The sequence below is a fragment of the Variovorax sp. dw_308 genome (genome assembly GCF_019207085.1).
Lineage (GTDB): Bacteria > Pseudomonadota > Gammaproteobacteria > Burkholderiales > Burkholderiaceae_C > Variovorax.
On the sequence record NZ_JAATOM010000007.1, the window covers coordinates 80,831 to 106,403 of the forward strand.

Annotated in this window: 21 protein-coding genes and 1 pseudogene; 13 read left to right on the top strand and 9 right to left on the bottom strand. The window is 67.1% G+C overall.

Features of this window, described 5'->3' with window-relative positions:
* Positions 1-129 precede the first annotated feature (129 nt).
* Positions 130-1,089, bottom strand: a complete 960-nt coding sequence (locus tag HCU76_RS16230) for an ABC transporter substrate-binding protein (RefSeq protein ID WP_218509990.1) — start codon at positions 1,087-1,089, stop codon at positions 130-132.
* Between the two features lie 330 nt (positions 1,090-1,419).
* Here HCU76_RS16230 and HCU76_RS16235 point away from each other — a divergent pair, with 330 nt between their 5' ends.
* Both HCU76_RS16235 and recQ read left to right on the top strand, forming a co-directional pair.
* Entirely contained in the window at positions 1,420-2,820 is a 1,401-nt protein-coding gene (locus tag HCU76_RS16235) for a hypothetical protein (RefSeq protein ID WP_371319838.1), read from the top strand.
* Positions 2,821-2,935: 115 nt separating this feature from the next.
* Positions 2,936-4,816 (top strand): DNA helicase RecQ, encoded by a 1,881-nt coding sequence (gene recQ, locus HCU76_RS16240; protein ID WP_256354224.1) that lies wholly within the window; start codon positions 2,936-2,938, stop codon positions 4,814-4,816.
* Positions 4,817-5,167: 351 nt separating this feature from the next.
* On the opposite strand, the pseudogene HCU76_RS16245 reads toward recQ, so the two are convergent.
* The 3 genes and pseudogenes from HCU76_RS16245 to HCU76_RS16255 form a co-directional block, all read right to left on the bottom strand.
* Positions 5,168-6,370: pseudogene (locus tag HCU76_RS16245) on the bottom strand (S41 family peptidase); the annotation flags it as partial.
* A 68-nt stretch (positions 6,371-6,438) separates the two neighbouring features.
* Entirely contained in the window at positions 6,439-7,980 is a 1,542-nt protein-coding gene (locus tag HCU76_RS16250) for a S41 family peptidase (RefSeq protein ID WP_256354225.1), read from the bottom strand.
* A gap of 130 nt (positions 7,981-8,110) precedes the next feature.
* The gene (locus HCU76_RS16255) at positions 8,111-10,435 is read right to left on the bottom strand and encodes an ATP-binding protein (protein WP_218509992.1); all 2,325 of its coding nucleotides are present in this window, start codon (positions 10,433-10,435) and stop codon (positions 8,111-8,113) included.
* A gap of 118 nt (positions 10,436-10,553) precedes the next feature.
* On the opposite strand from HCU76_RS16255, the gene HCU76_RS16260 reads away from it, so the two are divergent.
* The 3 genes from HCU76_RS16260 to HCU76_RS16270 all read left to right on the top strand — a co-directional run bounded on the left by HCU76_RS16260 (position 10,554) and on the right by HCU76_RS16270 (position 14,097).
* Entirely contained in the window at positions 10,554-11,753 is a 1,200-nt protein-coding gene (locus HCU76_RS16260; protein WP_218509993.1) for a threonine ammonia-lyase, read from the top strand.
* Between the two features lie 167 nt (positions 11,754-11,920).
* Complete coding sequence (locus tag HCU76_RS16265; RefSeq protein WP_218509994.1) at positions 11,921-12,073, top strand: hypothetical protein; 153 nt, start codon at positions 11,921-11,923, stop codon at positions 12,071-12,073.
* 173 nt (positions 12,074-12,246) lie between these two features.
* Complete coding sequence (locus tag HCU76_RS16270; protein ID WP_218509995.1) at positions 12,247-14,097, top strand: phosphoenolpyruvate carboxykinase (GTP); 1,851 nt, start codon at positions 12,247-12,249, stop codon at positions 14,095-14,097.
* 203 nt (positions 14,098-14,300) lie between these two features.
* Here the strand turns inward: HCU76_RS16270 and HCU76_RS16275 are convergent, their stop codons facing one another.
* Complete coding sequence (locus HCU76_RS16275) at positions 14,301-14,834, bottom strand: hypothetical protein (RefSeq protein ID WP_218509996.1); 534 nt, start codon at positions 14,832-14,834, stop codon at positions 14,301-14,303.
* A 107-nt stretch (positions 14,835-14,941) separates the two neighbouring features.
* On the opposite strand from HCU76_RS16275, the gene HCU76_RS16280 reads away from it, so the two are divergent.
* The 5 genes from HCU76_RS16280 to HCU76_RS16300 all read left to right on the top strand — a co-directional run bounded on the left by HCU76_RS16280 (position 14,942) and on the right by HCU76_RS16300 (position 19,799).
* Positions 14,942-15,934 (top strand): LysR family transcriptional regulator, encoded by a 993-nt coding sequence (locus tag HCU76_RS16280; protein WP_218510107.1) that lies wholly within the window; start codon positions 14,942-14,944, stop codon positions 15,932-15,934.
* Positions 15,931-16,734 (top strand): metallophosphoesterase, encoded by an 804-nt coding sequence (locus HCU76_RS16285; RefSeq protein WP_218509997.1) that lies wholly within the window; start codon positions 15,931-15,933, stop codon positions 16,732-16,734. Before HCU76_RS16280 ends, HCU76_RS16285 begins: the two co-directional genes overlap by 4 nt.
* A 158-nt stretch (positions 16,735-16,892) precedes the next feature.
* The gene (locus tag HCU76_RS16290; RefSeq protein WP_218509998.1) at positions 16,893-17,420 is read left to right on the top strand and encodes a hypothetical protein; all 528 of its coding nucleotides are present in this window, start codon (positions 16,893-16,895) and stop codon (positions 17,418-17,420) included.
* 329 nt (positions 17,421-17,749) lie between these two features.
* Positions 17,750-18,979: a nucleoside recognition domain-containing protein gene (locus HCU76_RS16295; RefSeq protein ID WP_218509999.1), complete on the top strand. Its 1,230-nt coding sequence runs from the start codon at positions 17,750-17,752 to the stop codon at positions 18,977-18,979.
* A gap of 280 nt (positions 18,980-19,259) precedes the next feature.
* On the top strand, positions 19,260-19,799 hold the full coding sequence (locus HCU76_RS16300; protein ID WP_218510000.1) for a flavin reductase family protein: 540 nt from the start codon (positions 19,260-19,262) through the stop codon (positions 19,797-19,799).
* 72 nt (positions 19,800-19,871) lie between these two features.
* Here the strand turns inward: HCU76_RS16300 and HCU76_RS16305 are convergent, their stop codons facing one another.
* Positions 19,872-20,177, bottom strand: coding sequence for an NIPSNAP family protein (locus tag HCU76_RS16305; protein ID WP_218510001.1), 306 nt, complete (start codon positions 20,175-20,177; stop codon positions 19,872-19,874).
* A 9-nt stretch (positions 20,178-20,186) separates the two neighbouring features.
* The gene (locus tag HCU76_RS16310; RefSeq protein ID WP_371319839.1) at positions 20,187-21,236 is read right to left on the bottom strand and encodes an isopenicillin N synthase family dioxygenase; all 1,050 of its coding nucleotides are present in this window, start codon (positions 21,234-21,236) and stop codon (positions 20,187-20,189) included.
* Between HCU76_RS16310 and HCU76_RS16315 the strand changes: the two genes are divergently transcribed.
* Both HCU76_RS16315 and HCU76_RS16320 read left to right on the top strand, forming a co-directional pair.
* On the top strand, positions 21,158-21,700 hold the full coding sequence (locus HCU76_RS16315) for a BON domain-containing protein (protein WP_256354227.1): 543 nt from the start codon (positions 21,158-21,160) through the stop codon (positions 21,698-21,700). The two genes, HCU76_RS16310 and HCU76_RS16315, sit on opposite strands and share 79 nt — an antisense overlap.
* The gene (locus tag HCU76_RS16320) at positions 21,697-22,629 is read left to right on the top strand and encodes a DMT family transporter (protein WP_218510003.1); all 933 of its coding nucleotides are present in this window, start codon (positions 21,697-21,699) and stop codon (positions 22,627-22,629) included. Before HCU76_RS16315 ends, HCU76_RS16320 begins: the two co-directional genes overlap by 4 nt.
* Before the next feature lie 36 nt (positions 22,630-22,665).
* Here the strand turns inward: HCU76_RS16320 and HCU76_RS16325 are convergent, their stop codons facing one another.
* Entirely contained in the window at positions 22,666-22,836 is a 171-nt protein-coding gene (locus HCU76_RS16325) for a hypothetical protein (RefSeq protein ID WP_218510004.1), read from the bottom strand.
* A gap of 244 nt (positions 22,837-23,080) precedes the next feature.
* Entirely contained in the window at positions 23,081-24,430 is a 1,350-nt protein-coding gene (locus HCU76_RS16330) for an amidase family protein (RefSeq protein ID WP_218510005.1), read from the bottom strand.
* A gap of 104 nt (positions 24,431-24,534) precedes the next feature.
* Here HCU76_RS16330 and HCU76_RS16335 point away from each other — a divergent pair, with 104 nt between their 5' ends.
* Positions 24,535-25,467, top strand: coding sequence for a glutaminase (locus HCU76_RS16335; protein ID WP_218510006.1), 933 nt, complete (start codon positions 24,535-24,537; stop codon positions 25,465-25,467).
* Positions 25,468-25,573 lie beyond the last annotated feature (106 nt).

Here is a 25,573-nt window from a genome sequence, read left to right on the forward strand (position 1 = left end):
GGAAGTCGTGAGGATTTCGTAGCGAGGGCGCCTGCCGGGAGGCCGGTTCGCGGAGCGGAGACGCACTCTCGTGCGTCGAGCACCGCAGGCTCGAGATCGGTGGCCGCAGTAGAAATGCTCGCGGCTTCCTTATTTGATGTAGCTGGCGTCGAATGTCACCGCCAGGTTCTCCGGCGCCTTGCGGATCACGCCGGCCTCCAGCAGGATCTTCTCGGCATCCTTCATGAAGCTCGTGATCTCGCCCGCGAAGAACTTCTGGTTCGCCGCCTTGTCCTGCCAGCGCAGGTAGGCCGACGATTTGGCGAACTGCTCGCCGCTTTGCTTGACGGCCGAGCCCATGACCTCGTTGGCCTTGGCCGGATCGGCCTTGATCATCTCCAGCGCCTCGAAGTACGAATTGGTCAGCGCCTGCGCCGCCTTGGGGTTGGCCTTGAGCCAGGTCGGCGCGCAGCCCACCGTGTCCATCACCATCGGGTAGTCGAGCGTGGTCGCGAGGATCTTGCCGGCCTCGGGATTGCTGCGGATCGTCGAGAGATAGGGCTCATAGGTCATCGCAGCATCGTTCTGCCCGGCGACGAAGGCGGTGGCGGCGGGTTGCGGCTCCAGCGAAACGAGCTTCACGTCTTTCAGCGTCATGCCGTTCCTGCTCAGCATCCAGGCCAGGCCGAAGTACGGCGAAGTCCCGGGCGCGCTGACGCCGATGGCCTTGCCCTTCAGGTCGGCGAAGGTCTTGACGTCGTTGCGCACGGCCAGGCCGTCGGCGCCGTAGGACTTGTCCATCTGGAAGATCTGCACGATCGGCACGCCGTTGGCGTTCCAGGCGACATGCGTTTCCACGGTGGTCGCGGCGCACTGGATCGCGTCGGATGCCAGCGCCAGGTGGCGGTCCTTCTGCGGAATCATCTTGAGGTCCACGTCCAGCCCGTTCTTCTTGAAGATGCCGGCCTTGTCGGCCAGCGTGAGCGGCGCAAAGCCCGTCCAGCCCGACATGCCGAGCGCGATCTTGGTGACGTCCTGCGCCTGCGCGGCGCCCACGGCGCAGAGGCCGGCCGCAAGAACTGTGGCAAGTTTGAAAATCGTTTGGACCATGAAAACTCCTGGGGTCTGGCTGGAAGGTGAGCGGATTGTGGCTGGATGCACCAACTTGTCTATACAGGGTGAACCCTGTGTGCACTGACGGTGCAGTTCTCTTGGAGGGATGCACCATTATGCTGTCTATACAAGTTGCTGCCAAGCGGGTCATGGTTCATGCGCAAAGGCCGTGCCAGGGGCGCAGGCCGGCGCATGCATGACGCCCGCCGAGGCCGATCGGCCGAAGAACTTTCCGAGGCCAAGCCGGCGAACAGGCTCATGGGCATCTTTGCAATACTTGCTTGACCCTCCCCCCATCGGCAGCCCCACGACAAGACTCGGAGAGACATGGACATGCAGGCAACTTTCAAGCTGGCCACGCTGGCCGTCGCCATCCTCGCGGCGCTCGGCGGATGCGCAGGAACTTCGAGCAACAACGGCGCGCCGATCGGACCGGCGCTTGCCTCCACCATGCCCGAGGCGACGGAGACACCCCCGCGGCCCACTGCCTGCCCGCCTGCCGTGCCCGCCGCCGCAAGCTGCCTCACGGGTGTCGATTCGAGGGGGGCCATCTACCTCATCGCCAAGCCGGCCAACTGGAACGGCGTGCTCGTGCTGCACGCGCACGGCGGGCCGAACCTGGAAGCCCCCTCGGCCCAGCGCGCGGCCGAAGACCTGACGCGCTGGGCCGTCATGGTGGACGCCGGCTATGCCTGGGCCGGCTCCACCTTCCGCCAGGGCGGTGTCGCGGTCCGCGCCGCCGCCGAGGACACGGAGCGCCTGCGCGGCATCTTCCGCCGGTACGTCGGCAAGCCCACCCGCACGATCCTGCACGGGCAGTCCTGGGGCGCCGGCGTGGCAGCCAAGGCCGCCGGGATGTTCACCGCGCAGACGGTCGGCGAGACACCGTACGACGGCGTGCTGCTGTCGAGCGGCGTGCTGGCCGGCGGCAGCCGCTCCTACGATTTCCGCACCGACCTGCGCGTGGTCTACCAGTCCCTCTGCCACAACCATCCGCGCCCGGCCGAAACGCAGTACCCGCTGAACCTGGGCCTGCCGGCCGGCGCGAAGATGACACAGGCCGACCTCAGCGCCCGTGTCAACGAATGCCTGGCCCTCGACAAGCCCGCCGCCAACCGCACGCCCGAGCAGCAAGCGCGCGTGCAGACCATCGAGAAGGTCATCAGGATCCCGGCCAGCGCGATCCACTCGCACATGAGCTGGGCCACCTTCCACTACCAGGACATCAGCAGCAAGCGCACCGGCGGCGCGAGCCCCTTCGGCAACATGGGCGTGACGTACGCAGGCTCGCCCGACGACGCAGCCCTCAATGCCGGCGTGGCCCGTTACAGCGCCGACCCGGCCGCCTACCAGCGCTTTGCCGCGGACACCGACCCGACCGGCAAGATCCCCGTGCCGGTGCTCGCGGTCAAGTGGATCAGCGACCCCACGGCCTTCGTCGAACTCGACTCGTACTTCAAGTCGGTGATGGACCGCGGCGGCAGCGGCGAGCGCCTGGTGCAGACCTTCACCACGCAGGGCACGCACAGCTACATCAGCAGCCCGACCTATCCGACGCTGGTGACGGCTCTGCTGGCATGGATCGAACAGGGCGCCAAGCCGACACCCGCCAGCATTGCCGCGGCCTGCCCTGCCAACGAAGCCAGGTTCGGCGCAGGTTGCAGCTTCGACCCGGGCTACACACCTGCCGCGCTGGAAAGCCGCGTGCCGGCGCGCAATCGACCCTGAAGGACAGGAAGTCACGTTTCGACCCGCCTGATGCTGGCGACGCCGCAAGGCTGAGACAATCGGGACCTTGCGTGCCGGGGAGGTGCGCCCCACTTTCCAAGCCCGCCGCCGCACCTTGTCCGCCTTGCCCTTGACCACCGCCGCCACCGACCCGCTGGAGATCCTCCTCGAGGTCTTCGGCTACACCGCCTTCCGCGGTCCGCAGGAGGCCATCGTCGACCACGTCGTCGGCGGCGGCGACGCGCTGGTGCTGATGCCCACGGGCGGGGGCAAGTCGCTCTGCTACCAGGTCCCGGCCATCGCGCGGCAGCGGGCGGGCCAGGGCGTGGCCATCGTCGTGTCGCCGCTGATCGCGCTGATGCACGACCAGGTCGGCGCCCTGCACGAGGCCGGCGTCAACGCGGCCTTCCTCAATTCCACGCTGGACTGGGCCGAGACCCAGGACGTCGAGCGCCGCGTGGCCCGCGCCGAGATCACCCTGCTCTACGCCGCGCCCGAGCGCGTGACCACGCCGCGCTTCCTCGAACTGCTCGACGGCCTGGCTGCACGCAACAAGCTCAGCCTGTTCGCCATCGACGAGGCGCATTGCGTGAGTCAGTGGGGCCACGACTTCCGGCCGGAATACCGCGCGCTCACCGTGCTGCACGAACGCTATGCCGGCGTGCCGCGCATCGCGCTCACCGCCACCGCCGATGCGCTGACGCGCGCCGATATCGTCGAGCGCCTGCAACTGGAAGAGGCCCGTCAATTCGTCTCGAGCTTCGACCGCCCCAACATCCGCTACACCATCGTCGAGAAGAAGGACGCGACCACGCAGTTGCTGCGCTTCATCGAACGCGAGCACGAGGGCGATGCGGGCGTGGTCTATTGCCAGTCGCGCAAGCGCGTGGAAGACGTTGCCCTGGCGCTGCAGGATGCGGGCATCAACGCCCTGCCCTACCACGCCGGCCTGGACGCCTCGGTCCGGCAGAAGCACCAGAACCGCTTCCTGCGCGAGGAGAGCATCGTGATGGTCGCGACCATCGCCTTCGGCATGGGCATCGACAAGCCCGACGTGCGCTTCGTCGCCCACCTCGACATGCCGAAGAACATCGAGGGCTACTACCAGGAAACCGGCCGCGGCGGCCGTGACGGCGAGCCGGCCGACGCCTGGATGGTGTACGGCCTGCAGGACGTGGTGAACCAGCGCCGCATGATCGACGAGAGCCCTGCCGGCGAGGATTTCAAGAAGGTCATGCGCGGCAAGCTCGACGCGCTGCTGTCACTGGCCGAGGCCAGCGATTGCCGGCGCGTTCGCTTGCTCGCCTACTTCGGCGAACAGAGCAAGCCCTGCGGCAATTGCGACAACTGCCTGACACCCCCCGAGCTCTGGGACGGCACCGACGCCGCACGCAAGCTGCTCAGCACCGTCTATCGCGTGCAGCAGCAAAGCGGCATCAGCTTCGGCGCCGGCCACGTCATGGACATCCTGCGCGGCAAGGAGACCGAGAAGGTCAAGCAGTTCGGCCACGAGCGCATCAGCACCTTCGGCATCGGCAGCGAGTTCAGCGAGGCGCAGTTGCGCGGCGTGCTGCGGCAACTGATCGCGATCGGCGCGCTGGCGGTGGACGCTGAGGCCTTCAACACGCTGAAGCTCACCGACGGCTCGCGCGCGGTGCTCAAGGGCGAGGCCCGCGTGGCGCTGCGCGAATCGGTGACCTCGCCCACGCCACGCAAGACCCGGCGCGAGAAGAGCGCGCGCGGCACTGCATCACCCGCCGCCGCCTCGCTCGACGCCGTCGGGCAGGCACGCTTCACGGCGCTCAAGGCCTGGCGCGCCGAAGTGGCCCGCGAGCACAACCTGCCCGCCTACGTGATCTTCCACGACGCCACGCTCGCCGCCATCGCGCAGCGCGCGCCGGGCACGCTGGAAGACCTGCAGGGCATCAGCGGCATCGGCGCCAAGAAGCTGGAAGCCTATGGCGCCGATGTGCTGCGGGTCAGCGCCGCTTTCTAGCTCTGGCCAGCCTCGCCAGGAGGGCTGTCGACCCAGGTTCGTGATGATCCGGTTGCCGCGCGAGGGCGAGCGATTCAACAGCGGCTCCCAGGCCTTCGCATCGGCCTTCTGCCGCGCCGCCTCGGACTTGGGCATGCCGTTGTTGGGGCATTGGCCCGCAAGCGCCGTCGCCAGCAGGGCCTCGGCCGGCTCGCCCAGCGCGTGGCTGAAATCGTCGGCCACGAAGCAGTCCGGCTGGAAGCCATCGCCATAGTCGCCGAAGCCTTGCTGGTTCACGCCCTTGAACTGGATCGCGAAGTAGGTCGTTCCGCAGTTGTCCTCAGGCACGAACGCATACGGCTTGCCGCAGGTGGCTCCGCCGATGAGGTTGACCTTCACGCCGATGCCGCGCAGTCCGTTCACCACCGACTCGCTGGCCGAGCAGGTGTCCGGCCCGGTGAGGACCGTGACCTCCTTCAGCCCCAGTTGCGGCAGCGCCTGGTACGTCGGCGCCGAATAGCCCTGCGCATAGGCGTAGAAAGGGATGCTGGCCTGGGCCGGCGTCAGTCGGAACGGGTTCTTGCTGTTGAACTCCAGCCGCTCGAAGGTCTTGCCGACGGTGGCATCGCCCGAGGCCACCATGTAGGCCAGTTCGCTCGCGATGCTCAGCATGCCGCCGCCGTTGTAGCGCATGTCCAGCACCAGGTCCTTCGCGCCGGCGCCGTTGAGCGCATTGACCGCGGCGATCAGCTGGACCTCGGACGGCCCGTTGTGGTCGTTGAACTGGAAGTAACCGACTCGGCCCTTCGCGGTGTCGAAGGTCTTCACGTTCTGCACCGGCGACTGCGTAATGTTGGCCGAAGCCAGCGTGACGGTGCGCGTGCCGCCGTCGAGCAGGCCCAGCTTGAAGGAGTGCAATTCGCCGGCATTCGCGGGCGACAGGCCTGCGTTGAGCCTTGCCGTGTCCGTGCCATTGACCACGTCGACGCCGTCGACCTCCAGCAACTTCATGCCCCGGCTGACGCCAGCCAGCGCCGCGGGCGAGTCCGGCTCGAGGTAAGCCACGCGCACGTCGCGCGGACTCGTGCGCTGCAGGAAGGCCAGTTCCATGCCGTAGCCGACCGACAAGCCGGCCGAAAGGTTGAGGTATTCGGCCGTGTCCTCGGTGAAGTGGAAGCGGTCCTTGTCGTGGCCGGTCGCGGTCTTCCGGGGCGTCTTCAGCACGTTGAAGTAGTCGACCGGCGTGGCATAGGCACTGGCCAGCAACCCACCCGGCACCTCGTCGAACCAGAGGTAGGTCTCGTCGATCCAGCTGCGGACCCAATGCTTCTCGTCATCGAGCGTGCCGGCGCGGTCGCGGAACGGAGTGCCGGTCGCGGGGTCGGTGCCGATGCGCGGCGCCGCGCATCGGTCCGCCACCGTGGAAGACGCGGCGATGGGCTCCGACGGCGCCGTTGCCGGCGCCTGCATCAATGCCAGCGCGGCGAGATTGCCGCCCCCTGCACCACCACCGCCACCACCGCCACCACAGGCGGTCAACGCCAAGCCGGCAACGACCCCGGCACCCCAACGCATGTTCAGCCTCACTGCCTCGCCCTCCCGGAAATTTGCGGGAGAGCCTAACAGCGTCGATGCCGTCTTGACTATCTCTTCAACGTGTCGATCAGTCGGTTTTCGCGAATTGGGGTGCGCCACAGGGTGGGCGTCGCACCGCTGGCCGCCTTTTCGAGCTGGATGGCCGTCTTCGCAGCGGTCGGACAGGCGCCGCCGCGCAGCATCATGAGCGCGGCGGCCAGGCGGCCCTCGGCCGGGTCGCCCAGGTCGTGGGTGAGGTCGTCCGCCACCACGCAGTTGGGCGCGAAGCCGTCGCTGTAGTCGCCGAAGCCCTGCTGGTTCACACCCTTGAACTGGATGGTGAAGTAGGTGGTGCCGCAGTTGTCTTGCGGGAAGTAGCCATAGGGCTTGCCGCAGGTGGCGCCGCCGACGAGGTTGACGCTGACACCCACGCCGCGCAGCGAGTTGATGATGGACTCGCTGGCCGAGCAGGTGTCCGGCCCAGTCAGCATCGTCACGCGGGAGAGGCCCAGTTGCGGCAGCGGCTGGCCGGGCGTCGTCGAGTAGCCGCGCGTGCTGCCATAGAAGGGCACGCGGGTCTGGTCTTCGGAGAGCTGGAACGGGTTCTTGCCGTTGAACTGCAGCAATTCGAAGGTCGTGTCCTGGGTGGCCGCGGGCGTGGCCACCATGTAGGCCAACTGGCTCGCGATGGAGAGCAGGCCGCCGCCGTTGTAGCGCAGGTCGATCACCAGGTCGCCGATGCCGTTGTCCTTGAACTGACGGATCGCCGCGATCAGTTGCGCTTCGGCCGCCTCGTTGTGGTCGTTGAAAAGGAGGTAGCCCACGGGGTGTCCACCGACGTCGATCGTCCTGGCGCTCACGGTCGGGCTGCTGCGCACGCCGGCCGCGACGAGCGACGCAACGACGGTGCTGCCGTCCGGCCGGGCCAGCTTGAACAGGTGCCGCTCGCCCGCCGCGACGGGCGCCAGGCCCGCATTGAGCGCGGCGACGTCGCTCCCGTTGACCACGTCGACGCCGTCGATCTCCAGCACCTTCGCGCCACGCCCGATGCCGGCGGAGCCTGCCGGCGTGCCGGGCTCCGCCGAGGCCACGCGCACGTCGCGGGGCGGCGCGGCGCTGAGGAACGCCAACTCCATCCCGTAGCTTGCGGTCGCCACGCCCGTGCTGGCGACTTGGCGATAGGCGGCCGTGTCGTAGGTGAAGTGGAAGCGGTCCTTGGGCCGGCCCGAGGGCGCGGTCGCCGATGTCTTCAGCACCGCGAAGTAGTCGATGGGCGTCGCGTAGTTGGCGGCCACCAGATTGCGGGGCACCTCCTCGTACCAGAGGTAGGTCTCGTCGGTCCAGCCGCGAAGCCAGCGCTTTTCGTCGCTGGTCGTGCCCGGGACGTCAGGGTAGGTAGCACCGGTGTCGGGATCGATGCCCTGGCGCGGCGCCGCACAACGCCCCGCCACGGTGGACGACGCGACGATCTCGTCCTTGGCAGTGGCGCCGGACGTCGCGGCCAGTGCCGGGATCGGCAGGACGCCGCCTCCTCCACCGGCACCGCCACCACATCCACCCAGGACGAGTGCACCGATGAATCCCGCGCACCATCGAACTTGCCGCTTCATTTGCCAGGTCCTTCCCATCCGAGGGACACAGCCTAGCAATTAACGAAAGTTAGCAATGACTCGAAAGAATTAGCTTTCAGGCCCCAGCGCCGTCAAAGACGCCTGATTCTGAAAAAATATTCTCTGGCAACTACTGGACGAAGCCCATGCCGCGCGATTCGCGCACTTCCGGCTTAATCCGATGTTCTGCTTCGAGTTGGTCGAGGAATTCGGACGCGGAAAATTCGGTTGCGAGGATATCGGTCTGGCGTTTGACCGCCGCGAAATCGCCAGGGCAGAGCTGGTCGAGCCTTGCGAGCCGCGCACGCAATTCGCCGGTCAGGAGCGCCGTATCGCCGGCCAGCGCTTCCACGACGAACATGCGTTCGCGCTGCGCCGCCGTCAGCGGCATGAACTTGATCTTGAAGGTGAAGCGCCGCAGCGCCGCCTGGTCGAGCCGGTCGAGCAGGTTGGTGGTGCAGACGAACACCCCGTTGAAACGCTCCATGCCCTGCAGCATCTCGTTGACTTCGGTGACCTCGTAGGTGCGCTGCGCGCCGCGGCGGTCTTGCAGGAACGAGTCGGCCTCGTCGAGCAGCAGCACGGCCTTCTCGGCCTCGGCCTCCTTGAACATGGCGGCCATGTTCTGCTCGGTCTCACCGACGTACTTGCTCATCAGGTCGCTGGCCTGCTTGATGATGAGCGGCCGGCCGATGGCGCGCGCCATGTGCTCGGCCAGCGCGGTCTTGCCGGTGCCCGGCGCGCCGTAGAAGCACAACGTGCCGTGGCCGCGCGCCTTCACCGCCTCGACGATGCGCGGGATCTCGAAGCGGGTCTCGACATTGAGCATGTCGAGGTCGTAGGTGGTGACGCTGCGCCTTTCGCCATGCCCCGTTTCGCCGGTGCCCAGCGCCAGGTCCGCGTTCTTGAGCTGCCGCTCGATGAGCGATTCGACCGTCACCTCGTCGGTCTTGGCCAGTTCCGCGAAGCGCGCCGCCGTGCGGATCTGCGCAGGCGTCAGGCCCTTGCGCTCGGCCAGCTTGGCAGTGAAGGCCTCGGACACCGGAATGCCTTCAAGCGTCTTGCGCACCAGTTGCTCGCGTGCGCCGGGCGGCGGCGACTTGAGCTCGAGGTGGTAGGCAAACCGGCGCCGGAATGCCGGGTCGATCTGCTCGATGCGGTTGGTCACCCACAGCGTGGGCACCGCGTTCGATTCGAGGATCTGGTTGACCCAGGCCTTGCCGCTGACGCTGCCGCTGGTCGGCGCGGAGATCTGCTCGGCGCGCGCCATGTATTGCGCGGCCTCGGTGCTGATCGGCGGGAACACGTCCTCGACTTCGTCGAACAGCAGGGCGGCCTGCGCACTGCCCTTGAGGAAGACCTGCGCGATCTGCAGCGAGCGATAGCGGTCGCGACCGCTCAATGAATTGCCGTCGCGGTCGGCGTACTCGACCTCGAACAGCTCCAGCCCGGCGGCTTGCGCCGCCACCTTGGCCAATTCCGTCTTGCCGGTGCCGGGCGGCCCGTAGAGCAGCACGTTGACGCCCGGCTCCTTGCGCGCCACCGCGGCGCGCAGCAAGGTGACCAGCATCTGCGCCTCGTCGGCCACGAAGGAAAAATCGTCGACCCCCAGCGCGCTCTTGGTCGACGGCCGCGTGAACACCGCCATCAATTCATTCTGGTCGCGGTACTCGCGCATCAGCACGGGCGGCAGCTTCTCGCTGACCTTCATCAGGTCGGCCAGGTCGGTGATGTTGTGTTCGGAGATGAGGTTCTCGACCAGGCCGATGCGCTCCAGGCGCGAGCCGGCGCGCAGGGCCTCGCCCACCTCGCTCGCATTGACGCCCGCCACTTCGGCGATGGCGGCATAGGCCTCGGGCGCATTGTTGACCTTGAATTCCACCAGCAGCGAACGCAGGTCGCGCTGGTAGCGCGCCAGCGTGCCGTAGAGCAGCAGCGCACGCTCGGCCTTGTTCAGCAGCAGCAGGCCGGCCAGCGCATCGATGTTCTTCTCGACCAGCGTCGACTGCTTGCGCAGCGCATGCGTGAGCCAGTCGCGCGTGGCCGACAACACCGAGAGCAGGTCCTTCGGCTGGTCCTTCGCGTACTCGTCGAGGTAGAAGAACAGCGTGCCTTCTTCATAGGGCCCGCGCCAGACGCCGTGGCGCTCCAGCAATGTGCGGCTGTCGAGCACCTCGACGCCCTTCCAGATCTCGTTGCCCGCGCAACGCCGACCGAGGAATTCGCGCAGCCGCTGCAGCACGGCCGTCGGCCAGACGAGATGACGGCCCGTCAGGGAGAGCAGGCCGTTGAGGTCGCGCCGCACGTTGAAGCGCGGTCCCTGCTTGGCCGCCAGCGTCAGCACGAAATGCGAACACATGAGTTCCAGCACCGGCGCGCCCTTGAGTCCAGGCGAAGGCACGGCCTGGCTGCGCGATGCAGCCGCCACCTCATCCACACCGGAACGCTTGACCATGCGGGACTACCCTTCTCCAAGAGCCGACTCAGCGCGACCATAACGCAGAGTTTTAGGTTCGGGAAGAAATGGGAACAGTAAAAACCCTGATGTTACGAATCCGTCCACAATTCCAGACATGGTTGAAATTGAACAGATCGCCAAGGCGGCCACCCGACTGCGCGGGCAATTGCTCGACACCCCCTGCGTGGAATCGCGCACGCTCTCTGAAATCGTGGGGGCGCAGGTGTTCCTCAAGTTCGAGAACTTGCAGTTCACGGCGTCCTTCAAGGAACGCGGGGCCTGCAACAAGCTGGTGGATTTGTCGGAAAGCGGCGTGCGCGGCGTCATTGCGATGTCGGCCGGCAATCACGCGCAGGGCGTGGCCTATCACGCGCAGCGGCTGGGCCTGCGTGCGCTGATCGTGATGCCGCGCTTCACGCCCGGCGTGAAGATCGAGCGCACGCGCGGCTTCGGCGCGGAGGTGGTGTTGCACGGCGACACGCTGGAAGGCGCTCGCGCCCATGCGTTCGAGCTGGCCGAGCGCGAGGGCCTGAGCTTCGTGCATCCCTATGACGACGAGGCCATCATCGCCGGCCAAGGCACGGTGGCGCTCGAAATGCTCGATGCGGTGCCCGAACTCGACACACTGGTGGTGTCGGTCGGCGGCGGCGGGCTCATCGCCGGCATGGCGGTCGCGGCGCGCGCGCGCAAACGGGGCATCGAGATCGTCGGCGTGCAGACGACGCGATTCCCGGCGATGGTCAACGCCATCAAGGGCACGCAGCACCCGATGGGCAACAGCACGATCGCCGAGGGCATCGCCGTCGGAACACCGGGCGTGCTGACCCGCGAAATCATCAAGAACCTGGTGGATGACCTGCTGCTGGTCGACGAGGGCGACATCGAGCAGGCCGTATTGATGCTGCTCGAAATCGAGAAGACGCTGGTCGAGGGTGCCGGTGCCGCGGGCCTCGCGGCCCTGCTGCGCCACCCCGAGCGCTTCCGCGGCAAGAAGGTCGGCCTGGTGCTGTCGGGCGGCAATATCGATCCCTTGCTGCTGGCCGCCATCATCGAGCGCGGCATGGTGCGGGCCGGCCGCCTGGCCCGCGTGCGGGTGAGCGCACGGGACGTCCCCGGCTCGCTGGCCCACATCACGGCGACCGTCGCCGAAGCGGGCGCCAACATCGACGAAGTCCACCACCAGCGGGCCTTTACCATGCTGGCAGCACAGAACGTCGACGTCGAACTGGTGTTGCAAACCCGCGGGCGGCCCCATCTCGCATCGGTGCTCGACGCGCTTCATGCGGCCGGTTTCGCCGCCGAAGAGCAACGTTAGGCGATGCTGGACGCATCTTGTGCGCGGCGGACGCGCATCGTGAGCGGACTTCACTTGCCTTGGCTATAGGCCAAAAGTCGCACATTTTCAGGGGGCGGACCCTGACATGATGTGTCGGAGCGTGCCCCTAAAATGTGCGCCAGTTTTGCGAACCTGAGGTATCCCCGATGTCCACCCCTACCCCCGTCGAACCGGGTCACGACGCGATCGTCGAAAACGATGCCGTCGAATCCATCGTCCATCTGATGCCGCTCGTCCTCCCGATCGTGGGCGGCGTGCTGATGCTGTTGCTGGCATCCATCGCCGTCTTCATGGCCTGACGCAGGCGCCGGCCGGGCGGCCCTCCAAGGCGCCCGCCTCGTCTCGTCGCCCTCCCCTCGCTTCTCCATGCGATACCGGGCTCCGGAAGAAAACGTTTTCTCCAACGGTCTTTGCGCACCGCTGCGCCAAGGTCCGTTCGAAAAGACGATTTTCAAAGACCAGGAGATTTCCGATGAACGCACCCGTGATGAATGGCCTCACCATTCAAGCACCCCAATATGTCAAGAACGCGAAGCTGATCGCCTGGGTGGCCGACATGGCCGCGCTGTGCAAGCCCGAACGCATCTACTGGTGCGACGGCAGCACTGAAGAGTACGACCGCCTCTGCCAGCAACTGGTGGACGCTGGCACCTTCAAGAAGCTCAACCCCGCCAAGCGGCCCAATTCCTACCTCGCCTCGTCCGACCCGAGCGACGTGGCGCGCGTCGAGGACCGCACCTACATCTGCTCCGAAAAGAAGGAAAACGCAGGCCCCACCAACAACTGGATGGCCCCGGCGGAGATGCGCAACACGCTGCACCCGCTCTTCGACGGCTGCATGAAGGGCCGCACCATGTACGTGGTGCCCTTCAGCATGGGCCCGCTGGGCTCGCCGATCGCGCACATCGGCATCGAACTCTCCGACAGCCCCTACGTCGCGGTCAACATGAAGATCATGACCCGCATGGGCAAGGCCGTCTACGACGTGCTCGGCGTCAATGGCGACTTCGTCCCCTGCGTCCACACCGTCGGTGCGCCGCTGGCAGCCGGCGAGAAGGACGTCGCCTGGCCCTGCAACAAGACCAAGTACATCGTCCACTACCCGGAAACGCGCGAGATCTGGAGCTACGGTTCCGGCTACGGCGGCAACGCGCTGCTGGGCAAGAAGTGCTTCGCGCTGCGCATCGCCTCCAACATGGGCCGCGACGAAGGCTGGCTCGCCGAGCACATGCTGATCCTCGGCGTAACCAACCCCGAGGGCAAGAAGTACCACGTCGCCGCCGCCTTCCCCAGCGCCTGCGGCAAGACCAATTTCGCGATGCTGATCCCGCCGGCGGGCCTGGACGGCTGGAAGGTCACGACCATCGGCGACGACATCGCCTGGATCAAGCCGCAGCCCGATGGCCGCCTGCGCGCGATCAACCCCGAGGCCGGCTACTTCGGCGTGGCACCGGGCACCAATGTGCTGACCAATCCGAACTGCATGGCCAGCGTCGAGCGCGACACCATCTTCACGAACGTCGCGCTCACTGACGACGGCGACGTCTGGTGGGAAGGCATGGGCGACGCGCCCGCGCACGCCATCGACTGGCAGGGCAAGGACTGGACGCCGCAGATCGCCAAGGAAACCGGCGCCAAGGCCGCGCACCCGAACGCGCGCTTCACCGTTGCCGCCACCAACAACCCGGCGCTCGACGAAGCCTGGGACGACCCGAAGGGCGTGGCCATCGACGCCTTCATCTTCGGCGGCCGCCGCTCCACCACCGTGCCGCTGGTCACCGAGGCCCGCAGCTGGGTCGAAGGCGTCTACATGGCCGCGACCATGGGCAGTGAAACCACCGCCGCCGCCACCGGCCAGGCCGGCGTGGTGCGCCGCGACCCGTTCGCGATGCTGCCCTTCATGGGCTACAACATGAGCGACTACTTCCAGCACTGGCTCGACCTCGGCAAGAAGCTCGACGCCGCCGGCGCCAAGCTGCCGAAGATCTACACCACCAACTGGTTCCGCAAGGGCGCCGACGGCAAGTTCGTCTGGCCCGGCTACGGCGAGAACATGCGCGTGCTGAAATGGATGATCGAGCGCATCGAGCAGAAGGCCGACGGCGAGGAACACGTGTTCGGCGTCAGCCCGCGCTATCAGGACCTGAGCTGGACCGGCCTGGACTTCAGCGCCGAGCAGTTCAATACCGTGACCAGCATCGACAAGTCGGCCTGGCGCGACGAGCTGAAGCTGCATGAGGAGCTGTTCGCGCAACTCGCGCATCATCTGCCGAAGGAGCTGCCGGCCACGAAGGCAGCCATCGAAGAGCGCCTCGAAGCCTGAGAGGGGTGAATATTTCTACTGCGGACGCCGATCTCAGGTCTGCGGTGCTCACCGCACGAGAGTGCGGTTCCGCTCCTCCACCCGACCTCGGCGCCCTCGCTACGAAATCTTCACCCCTCTCAGCGCCGCGCTGTTCACCGCATTCTTTCCAAGCATGAAAAAACCGCCCTCGGGCGGTTTTTTCATGGCGACAGCAAGCTTGATCAGTGGAAGTGGCCGGACTGCACGCGGGCCAGCGCCACATACAGGGAAGGCGTTTCGTGCAAGCCAGCCATGCGGGTCAGCAGGTTGGGGGTTGCGGCGGCGGCGACTTCGGTCACTTCGCTTTCTGCCTTGCTGCGCTCGATGGCAGCGCGCAGTTCTTGCATGATGCGGGGGTCGCGTTCGGCGCTTGCCAGGAACAGTGCGTCGGCGCGCGCGTTGGCACGGCGTTGCGCACCGGCGACGAAGACCTTGCCGACGCGCTTCGCACCGGCCGCCAGCACGTCTGCGTAGAGGGCGGTGCCGGCGAACAGCGCGGCGCAGAGCACGGCCCATGCGGCCAGCAGGCTGCCTTCATCCCAGTTCGTCACCAGGGCTTCCGCAACCACCAGCGCCGAGGAAAGGGCCGCCACCAGCAGGAAGGCGACCACATGGCGGGCGCCAGCGCGCTTGCCGTTGACGATGTCGAACAACACTTCTGCGCGTTCGACGCCAGGGTGGATCGTGGGGTGGTTTGCGTTGACGAAGCTGGTCATGATGGTCCTCTCAGAATTGCGTAGGGGGTGAGCCGATGACTGGATCATAGGGATTTCCCTAATGCTGCGCCACTTTATATTTCTGATGTTTATCATTCATTGAAATGATGAACGTCAACTTTCGCACGCTGGACCTGAACCTCCTGCGCGTCTTCGACGAGGTGATGGCCGAGCGCAACCTGACCCGCGCCGCCCGCAACCTGTCCCTGACGCAGCCCGCGGTCAGCAATGCCTTGCGCCGCTTGCGCGACCTGCTGGGCGATGAACTGGTGCGCCGCTCGGGCGCTGGCGTCGAGCCGACGCCGCGCGCCCTGGCGCTGTGGCCCACCGTGCGCGATGCGCTGCGGCACCTCCAGCATGTGCTGGCGCCCGGCGACTTCACGCCGGCCACCGCCGACACCGCCTTCGTCCTGGCCATGGCCGACGCCACCGCGGCGGAACTGGTGCCCGGCCTGGTGCAGATCATCGAGCGCGAGGCGCCGGCCGTCTCGTTGCGCGTGGTGCCGCTCACCACGCGAGATCCGCGCCCGCTGCTGGAGAGCGAAGGCGCCGACATGGCGGTCGGCTACTTTCCGGCGGTGCTGGCCGCGTTGACGGCGCGCGGCCAGTCGGGCGTGGCGGTGCCTTTCGAGACGCAGCGGCTCTACGTCGGGCAGTACGTCTGCGTGATGCGGCGGGGGCATCCGCTGGCGGACAAGCCGCTCACGCTGGACGACTACTGCGCCGCGCGGCACCTGCTGGTCAGTTTCTCGGGCCGGCCCTACGGCTTCATCGAGCAGACGCTGGGCGCCCTCGGCCGCGAGCGGCACATCACCGTCACGGTGAACCAGTTCTACACGGCCGGCCGCGTGGTCGCCAGCTCGGACCTGCTGGCCGTGATGCCGCGCCACTTCGTCAAGGTGACCGGCATCGCCGACCAGTTCGAGCTGCGCGACCTGCCCTTCGACCAACCTCTGGTGCATGTGGATGCGCTCTGGCACCGGCGCACGCAATATGGCCAGGCCCATGCCTGGTTGCGCGATGCACTGGCGCGCGCGGCGGAGGTGGCGTTCGCGAAGTCCCCCGACGAGGTCGAGTTGCCGGCGAAGATACGGCCATGAAGCTTCAACTCCTGTCCGACCTGCACCTGGAATCGCACCCGCGCTTCGAGGCGGAAGCCGCGCCGGGCGCCGACCTGCTGGTGCTGGCCGGCGACATCGGCTCCTACCAGAACGGCTCGCGCCTGACCGAGCCGGATTTCGGCCTGGGTCGTTTTTCGCCACGCCGGGGCTGGCCGGTGCCGGTGATCTACGTGCCGGGCAACCACGAGTACGACGGCGATGACTTCGACGCCGTGCACGCGCGCCTGCGTACCACCTGCGACGCGCTCGACATCCACTGGCTGGAACGCGAGACGCTCGTGATCGATGGCATCCGCTTCGTCGGCACCACGCTGTGGAGCGACTTCGACGCGCTGGCCGATCCGGCGGGCGGCATGACCGACTTGCTGAAGGCCCGCGGCAAGGCAATGCGCGCGGCCGACTTCTACCTGGAAAAGGCAGCAACGCTGCGCGACGGCAAGCCGTTCATGTCGGCGGAGTTGAGAGAGCAGGCGCTGCTCTGCCAGGACTGGTTGCGCGATGAACTGGCCCGGCCCTTCGAGGGAACGACGGTGGCGATCACGCATTTCGCGCCGACGCTGGCCAGCGCCGATCCACGCTACGGGCTGTCGCCGGGCACCGCCGGCTTCTGCAATTCGCTGGACGATCTGCTGCCGCTGGCCAGGGTATGGCTGCACGGCCACCTGCATTGCGCCTTCGACTATGTGAAGGACGGCTGCCGGGTGGTGGCCAATCCCCTAGGCTACCGCAGCAAGGGCGAGCAGGAGGCGTTCCAGCCGAGGCTGCTGATCGAGGTGTGAGGCTTGTGCGAAGGGTCACTGGAAGGCATCCCCAGTGACGTCCTCCGGTCTGGTGTCTAGAGCAAGTGCTCCAACTATCGACCCGTTCTAGCTTTTGCCGACTAGGCCTTTGGCGGGAAGATTCGGTCATACCAACTCAAGACCTCAAGGAAAAGATCATGTCGAACCAATCCCTCGCTACCGCCGCCACCCACGTCGTCGCCCAGTACAGCGCTGCCGGCAAGACCCTGAACCACGCCTACCGCGCGACCGTCGAGCGCCTGCTCGACAGCGCCAAGACCCGTTTCGTGTCGGCGCTGGAAGCCCGTTCGATCCCCATGGTCAACGACCAGGTCAAGTCGCAACTCCTGAACGCGCAAGACGTGCTCGCCGGCTTCATGCTCAAGGGCGTGCAAACCGCCTACGGCCAGGCCGACCAAGCCATCGAGCTGATCGCCAAGCGCGCCAACAGCGGCATCGAAAAGGTTGCGTCCACCGTGGCCCGCGTCGAATCGTCGTTCGAAATCGCCAACCTCGAAGTCGTGCGCGCCGTGAACGCCCCGATCGCTTCGGTGGCAACGCAGATCGCCGACAAGGTTGCCGAAGGCGCCAAGGCCCTGGAAGCCCGCATGGGTGTCGTCGCTGAAGAAGTCGAAGTCGCCGTCGCTGCCAAGCCGGCACGTCGCGCTGCTCGCAAGGCTGCCTGATCGCGCCCTTTTCAAGGTAACTAGGCTTCGCCAACAGTTGGCGGCAGCAACCAGTTCGGGGTGCGCAGCCCGCTGAACTGAATCGGCCGGGATGATCGTCATGCACGATCTCCCGGCTTTTTTTCGTCTGCCCGCGCCGCGGTGCACGCCGGGTACCACCCTTGGCGAGCGCCGCCGTACGGCCTTGCATTCGAGCGCAGAGCAAGGCGGAGCGCCGCAGACAGTGCCTTGGCACGGCAAGGCGCTCCAACGCGGCCATGCGTTCGAAGGCAAGGCCGTACGGGCCCGCCCCTATGATCGGCCGGCATCATTCAGCAGGGGAACAACGCATGCTCAACGGGCTGTGGCTCGGATTCTTTCTCGTCGCGGCCGTGGCATCGTTCGGCCGCTGGCTGGTCGGCGGCGATGCGACCGTGTTCGCGACCGTGGTGGAGAGCCTTTTCGCGATGGCGAAGCTGGCGGTCGAGGTGATGGTGCTGCTGTTCGGCACGCTGACGCTGTGGCTCGGCCTGCTGCGCATTGCCGAGGCGGCGGGGCTGGTCGGATGGCTGGCGCGCCTGCTGGGGCCCTTGTTCCGGCGCCTCATGCCCGAGGTGCCCGCGGGCCATCCTGCACTGGGCCTGATCACGATGAATTTCGCGGCCAATGCGCTGGGGCTGGACAACGCGGCCACGCCGATCGGGTTGAAAGCGATGCGCGAGTTGCAGTCCCTGAACCCGAGCGCCACCGCTGCCAGCAACGCGCAGATCCTGTTCCTGGTGCTGAACGCCTCCTCGCTCACGCTGCTGCCGGTGACGATCTTCATGTACCGCGCGCAACAGGGCGCGAGCGACCCGACGCTGGTGTTCCTCCCGATCCTGCTGGCCACCAGTGCGTCGACGCTGGTGGGCTTGCTGTCGGTGGCGGTGGTGCAGCGCCTGCGCTTGTGGGACCCGGTGGTGCTGGCCTATCTGCTGCCCGGCGCGCTGGTGCTGGGCGGCTTCATGGCGCTGCTGGGCACGCTGTCCGCGGCGGCGCTGGCCGCGTTGTCCTCGCTGCTCGGAAACCTGAGCCTGTTCGGCATCGTGATCGTGTTCCTGCTGGCCGGCGCGCTGCGGCGCGTGAAGGTCTACGAGCAGTTCATCGAGGGGGCGAAGGAAGGCTTCGACGTGGCGAAGAACCTGCTGCCCTACCTGGTCGCGATGCTGTGCGCCGTGGGCGTGCTACGAGCGTCAGGCGCGCTGGACTTTGCACTCGACGGCATTCGCTGGGTGGTGACTCAGGGCGGATGGGACACGCGTTTTGTCGATGCGCTGCCGACGGCGCTGGTCAAGCCGTTCTCCGGCAGCGCGGCCCGGGCGATGCTGATCGAGACGATGAAGAGCCAGGGTGTCGACAGCTTTCCGGCGCTGGCCGCCGCCGTGATCCAGGGCAGCACGGAGACGACCTTCTATGTGCTGGCGGTGTACTTCGGCGCGGTGGGCCTCCAGCGGGCACGGCATGCAGTGGCTTGCGCGCTGGCGGCGGAATTGGCGGGGGTGGTGGCGGCGATCGCGGTTTGCTATTGGTTCTTTGGGTGACTCGTGAATTTTGTGGCGGAGGGTCTGCTGACTCGTCGGCTTCGAAGCGGTGAAGACCACCAAGGGATGAGCTCAGCTTCGAAAACGTCTGTCACGTGCGGGCCAAGGGCGACAACACCCAGGACTCGCGGTACGCCGCCGGCAACGGCGAAAAAGGTGAAGGGCAAATGAGTGGCGTGATTAGCAAGGTCATCGGGAAGCAGTAGCCAGAAGCTGCCGATCGGGGCGTCAGGACGCCCGCGACAACCGTCCGCGGCGGCAATCGGTCCGATCGGCCAGAATGCAACTCCCCTTGCCTCCCGCCTCTGTCGTGACCGTTCCTGCCCAGGCGCAAGCGCCCTCCTTCTCGCCCGACGAATTCCGCGATGCGCTCGGCATGTTTGCCACGGGCGTCACGATCGTCACGGCGCGCGCGGCCGACGGCACGCTGGTGGGGCTCACGGCCAATTCGTTCAACTCGGTGTCTCTCACGCCGCCGCTGGTGCTGTGGAGCCTGGCGCGCTCGTCGGGGTCGATGCCGGCACTGGACACGGGGTCGCACTATGCGATCAACATCCTGGCCGCGAACCAGAGGGAACTGGCCGAGCGCTTCGCACAGAAGCGCGCCGACCGCTGGATCGACGTGACCTTCGCCGAGGGCCTGGGCGGCGCGCCCTTGCTGGACGGTGCCGTCGCGAGCTTCGAGTGCTTCAACCGCAGCCGCTACGACGAGGGCGACCACGTGATCTTCGTCGGCGAGGTGGAGCGCTGCTCCATGCGCGTGGGCGCGTCACCGTTGCTCTTTCATGGCGGGCGGTTCTACACGGAGCATCCGCTGTAGCAGGCCTTGCGGCAGCAGGGCCAACAAGCCGAACAATCCGTCAAGCCCCGTGTCACGCGCGCAAAGGCCTGATCACTCGAACACAGGCCTGAAGAAGCTCCGCTCGTAGCTGAGGATGCAGCGCGTGTCTTCCGCGTACCTGAACGCCGCCTGGCACTCCGCATCCGCGAAGGACAGCGCGCGGTATTCCTCGTACGCAGCAAGGCTCGGGAAGGTGAACATCGCCAGCGCGATGTTGTTGGCGCCTTCGGAGGGCAGGAAGTAGCCGTGGTGCTGGCCGCCGAACTTCTGGACGAGCGGTATCCACAGCTTTCCGTAGTGTTCGAATTCCTTGAGCTTGAACGGATCGATGACGTAGCGCAGGTAGCAGGTGACCATGGTGATTCTTCAAGCCTTCTTGTAGGTCGCATCGAAGCGAGACTGCAGGTACGCCTGCGCGGTGATCGCCTCATAGCGCGGCGTCTCGCCCGCAGGCACGCATGACGGAATCGCACTGACCAGCGCATCGGGGTTCGGATCGAGGAACAGCGCGATCGAGTAGCGCTCGCGCGTCGGCCGCAGCACGCGGTGCGGCGTCGACACGTACACGTCATTGGTCCAGCGCATGAGGCAGTCGCCGATGTTGCAGAGGAAGGCGCCGGCCGGCAGCGCGGGCGCGTCGATCCAGTCGCCGTTGCGCGGGCGCACCTGCAGGCCCGCGACGCCATCGGTGGCGAGCAGCGTCACGTTGCCGTAGTCGGTGTGCGCACCGGCGCCGATGCCCTCCGCCGCCATGCCCGCGGCCGGCGCCGGGTAGTGCAGGAAGCGCAGCGTGGCCATGGGCTGGTCGATCTTGTCGTCGAAGAAATCGGGCGCCAGGCCGAGGTCGGTGGCAAAGGCCGCATGCAGCATGCGGGCCGCGGCCAGTGCGGCATCGAAATACGCCTGCACGCGCGGACGCCAGCCGTCGATGGGTGGCCAGGCATTGGGCGGGCGCGTCTGCTCGTCGGTCCAGATGAAGTTGAGGGCCTCCTTCTGGTCGGCGCCCCTTTTTTCGTCGAGCGCCTCGGCGCCGAAGTCGACGTACCCGCGGTTGTGGCCGAGCTTGCCGATGGCGATGGATTGCCTGGTGGCGGCATCCAGCGCGAAGAATTCGCGGCTGGCGACAAAGGCGTCGGCGAGCAGTTCGGGCGCAACGCCGTGGCCGGTGATTGCGAAGAAGCCGACGTCGCGGCAGGCGGCGCCGACCTCTGCGGCGACGCGCGCGTGCTGCGCCGTATCACGGGATGCCAACGGGGAGATGTCGATGATGGGAATGGCCGTATGCATGCGTCGAGTTTGCCCCAGCGGCCCTGGCCCTGCGCGGCTACCATCGACGCATGACCCGTTGCCGCATCGGCGCTTGCCGGCTCGTCTGGATGGCGTGGCTGGCGGCAGGTACCGTTGGCGCGGCGCCATCCACAAGCGACCCCCAGGTGGAGCGGCGCAACTGGTTCGACGACCCCTTCTTCCAGATCGCATCCGGCCTGCCCGGCTGTCCTGTGCCGCTGGGGCCGTTCTATACCGAGGCCGAGCGGCGCATGCAGATGCACAGCCGGCTGGAGCGCGGCACCAGTTGCTGGCTCGAGCACCGCTGTGAGGACAGCAACGCCTACCGGTATGACAAGGTCGTGGCGCCCCGTGTGCGCGATGCATTGGCCGCCGTGCCGGGCCTGAAGCGCGCCAGCGTGTGGGTGACGGTGCAGCGCCGCTGGGTGTATCTGCAAGGCTGCGTGCCGACGCGCGACCTGGCGGTGCGCCTGGAACGCGCGGCACGCGGCGCGAAGGACGTGGAAACCGTGGTGCCGGACCTGATGGTCGGCACGCGGGGCCGGGCGCCGTATCCGCTGAATGAAGACGAAGTGAACGCAAGAAAAAAATGATCGAACGCAAGACCCATCTCGACACCCGCGCCATTAGCCTGCTGGTTGCATGCTGCGCCTTCTGGGGGCTGCAGCAGATCCTCATCAAGACCACCGTGGTGGAAGTGCCGCCGCTGTGGCAGGCGTCGATCCGCATGGCGGGTGCGGTGCTGCTGCTGTGGCTCTGGTGCCGCGCACGCGGCGTGCCGCTTTTCAACCGCGACGGCACGCTACCGGGCGGGCTGCTGGCGGGGCTGCTGTTCGCGGGCGAGTTCTGCTGCATCTACCTCGGGCTGCAGGACACCACGGCTTCGCGGCTGACGGTGTTCCTCTACACCTCGCCCTTCTGGGTGGCGGTGTTCCTGCCGCGCTGGGCGCCGTCGGAGCAATTGCGCGGCTGGCAGTGGGTGGGGCTGGCGCTGGCCTTTGGCGGCGTGGTGCTGGCTTTCAGCGAGAGCTTCGGCCACAGCAGCCCGAAGCAATTGCGCGGCGACCTGCTGGCGCTGGCGTCCGGCATGCTGTGGGGGCTGACCACGCTGTCCATCCGCGCGACCAAGCTGGCGACGGCCAGCGCCGAGAAGACGCTGTTCTACCAGGTGGCGGTGACGGCAGCCGTGTCGCCGTTGCTGTCGCTGGCGCTGGGTGAGACCTGGGGCTTGTCGTATTCGGCGATGGCCTGGGGTTCTATCGCGGTGCAGACCGTGATTGGCGCGTTTGCCAGCTACCTGACGTGGATGTGGCTGCTGCGGCACTACCCGGCGACGCAGATGTCGTCCTTCACCTTCCTGACGCCGCTGTTCGCGCTGGCCTTCGGCGTGATGCTGCTGGGCGAGCCGCTGACGCTGCGGCTGGTGCTGGCGCTGGCCGGCGTGGGCCTGGGCATCGTGATGGTGAACCGGCGCAAGGCGCCTGTCGCGGACGCAAAAAAAGCCGCCTCGACGGCGGCTTGATCTGGCGCTTGCAACGCGGTGGTGTGCCGGAACGCTTCAGCCGCCCTTCTTGGCGCGCTTGCCGGGGTTCTTCTTGCTGCGCGTGGCGGTGCCGCGCTCCAGGCTGCGCTTCTGGCCGACGCCCGACTTGGTCAGGGTGTAGCCGGGTGCGGGGATGGGCTTGGGAGAGGCTTTGCGCTCGGCCTCGGTTCTGAAAGTGGTAGGCATGGTGGGCTCCGGTAAAAAATGTCCGGGCGCAATTAGGCCACAGCCGGGAAACCCGGCCTGCGGCACTTGGCTTTTGGGATTGGCGAGGCCCTGCTAATGTCCATGGCGCCATGCGCGGCCCTTGACGCATGAAGCCAGTGCGAGCGCAGCGAAGCACTTTCGTGGGCACCCGCGGAACCGGCTTTGCCGGGCCGGTGGGTGCGCCCCCTTGAGGGGGAAGCGCCGCAGGCGCTACGGGGGTGGGTCATTGCAGCCAACGCGCAACTGCAACAGTCGTGCGGTCTTCCAGCAGCGGCCCGATGATCTGCACGCCGATCGGCATGCCTTCGGCGCTCTTGCCGACGGGCGCGACCGTCGCGGGCAAGCCCGCCGTGGTGGCAGCGCCGGCCCATGCCAGTTGCTCGTGGTAGCGCGTCGATGCGCCATCGATGGACAGCATGGTCGTGTTCCAGTCGATCGGCCCGGGGATGTGCGGGAAGGCCGCGGTGCCGAAGGGCGGGCACAGCACGACGTCGAAGGACTCGAACAGCTTGCGCCAGGTCACGCGCAACTGCGCGCGGCGGTCGAGCATCGTGAACCACTCATGGGCGGAGATCGAGGGCGGTGCGTCGGGCGCGCCGCGCGTGACGACGGCCTTGAGCATGGCCGCGTACATCTTGTGCATCGCTTCGAGGTCGGGCAGCAGGTCGCTGCCGTGGCTGACCTGCGCGCCGGCCCGCGCGAGCCGTTGGGCGGTGGCCTCGACGGCGGCCTGAACCTCCGCAGAGACGCTTGCGCAAGGATGCGTGGTCATCACCAGTACGCGCAGGCCGCTGGGCTGCGCATGCCGCGCGGGGGGCAATTCGAGGCACCATGCGGCGGCATCGTCCACGTCCGGTCCGGCTAGCACGTCGAGTGCGCGCTCGATGTCGTCGGCGCTGCGCGCCAGCGGGCCGATCACGGCAATCACATCGGCCACGGCGCTGGCCGCGCCGGGGAAATCGTGGCCGCGCCCCGGCAGCAGGCCCACGCTGGGCTTGTGGCCGTAGACGCCGCAGAAGTGCGCCGGCACGCGGATCGAGCCGCCGATGTCGGAGCCCACTTCCAGCGGCACCATGCCCGACGCCACGGCCGCGGCCGCGCCGCCGGAGGAACCACCCGGCGATCGGCTGGTGTCGAGCGGATTCAACGTGCGGCCATAGACCGGGTTCACGCTTTGCCATTCGCCCAGCGCCAAGGCGACGTTCGTCTTGCCGAGGATGACCGCCCCGGCGGCCTTCAGGCGCGACACGGCCACGGCGTCCTGCTTGACCGGAATCTGCTTCGCGAACTCCAGCCCCCAGGTGGTGGGCAGGCCCGCCACGTTGAACGATTCCTTCACCGTCATCGGCACGCCGAGCAAGGCGCCGCGCGCCCCCTTGCCGAGCGCGACATCGGCGGCGCGCGCCTGTTCCCGCGCACGCTCGAAGTCGCGCACGACGACGGCGTTGATCTCGCCATCGAGCGCCTCGATGCGGGCGATGGCGGCATCGCAGAGTTCAAGGGCGCCGACCTGGCGCGTAGCCAGGGCGTCGACGAGTTGGGTGGCGGTGGCCGTGGCGTAGTCGAGGTTCATGGCTTCATTGTGGTCAGCGTGCGCCGCGCGTGCCTGACCAAACTTGCTCAGTTGCATGCGGCCCTGCGCGACATACTCAGGTGGAATCCAACCAACCACAATCCATGAGCGAACCCTTGTTGTCCAACTTCCAGGCCGTGCTCGACGAGATCGACGCGGAGATCCGGCCCCTGCTCGGCGCGGGCGGCAAGGTGGCCAGCTACATCCCGGCACTGGCGCGCGTGCCGGCCGCGCAGTTCGGCATCGCGCTGCGCACCTGCGGCGGCGAGGAAGCCTGCGCGGGCGACGCGGCCACGCCCTTCTCGATCCAGAGCGTGTCGAAGCTGTTCACGCTCACGCTCGCGATGCAGCATCTGGACGAGCAGTTGTGGGAGCGCATCGGCCGCGAGCCGTCGGGCAATCCGTTCAACTCGCTGGTGCAACTGGAGAGCGAACAGGGCAAGCCGCGCAACCCTTTCATCAATGCCGGCGCCATCGCCGTGGCCGACCGGCTGGTGACGCGCGGCGATGCCAAGGGCGCCATCCTGGCGCTGATGTCGAGCCTGGCTGGCGAGCCCATCGCGTTCGACGACGAAGTGGCCGCGTCGGAGGCCGAGACCGGCTATCGCAACATCGCGCTGGCCAACTTCATGAAGAGCTTCGGCAAGCTCGACAACGACGTGGCGCCGGTGCTGGACATGTACTTCCACCAGTGCGCGATACGCATGTCGTGCATGCAGCTGGCGCGCGCCGCGGCCTTCCTGTGCCGCGACGGGGCGCATCCCATCGAAGGGCACCCGGCAGTGACCACCGAGCGCCAGACCCGGCGCATCAATGCGCTGATGCTGACCTGCGGCACCTATGACGCGGCGGGCGACGTGGCCTTCTCGATCGGCCTGCCCTGCAAGAGCGGCGTGGGCGGCGGCATCGTCGCGGTGGTGCCGGATCGGCTCACGCTGGCCGTGTGGTCGCCCGCGCTCGATGCCACGGGCAACTCGCTGCTGGGCATGAAGGCGCTGGAGCTTTTTGTCGGGACGACCGGGCTGTCGGTGTTCTGACGCTTGCTTGTGGCCATGTCGTTCAAACCGCCATTTCAGCAACAGGAGAAGCCGCTCGAAGAGTTCGCCTCCCAAGGGATTTACCCGCAGCGGGATAAAGAAAAAA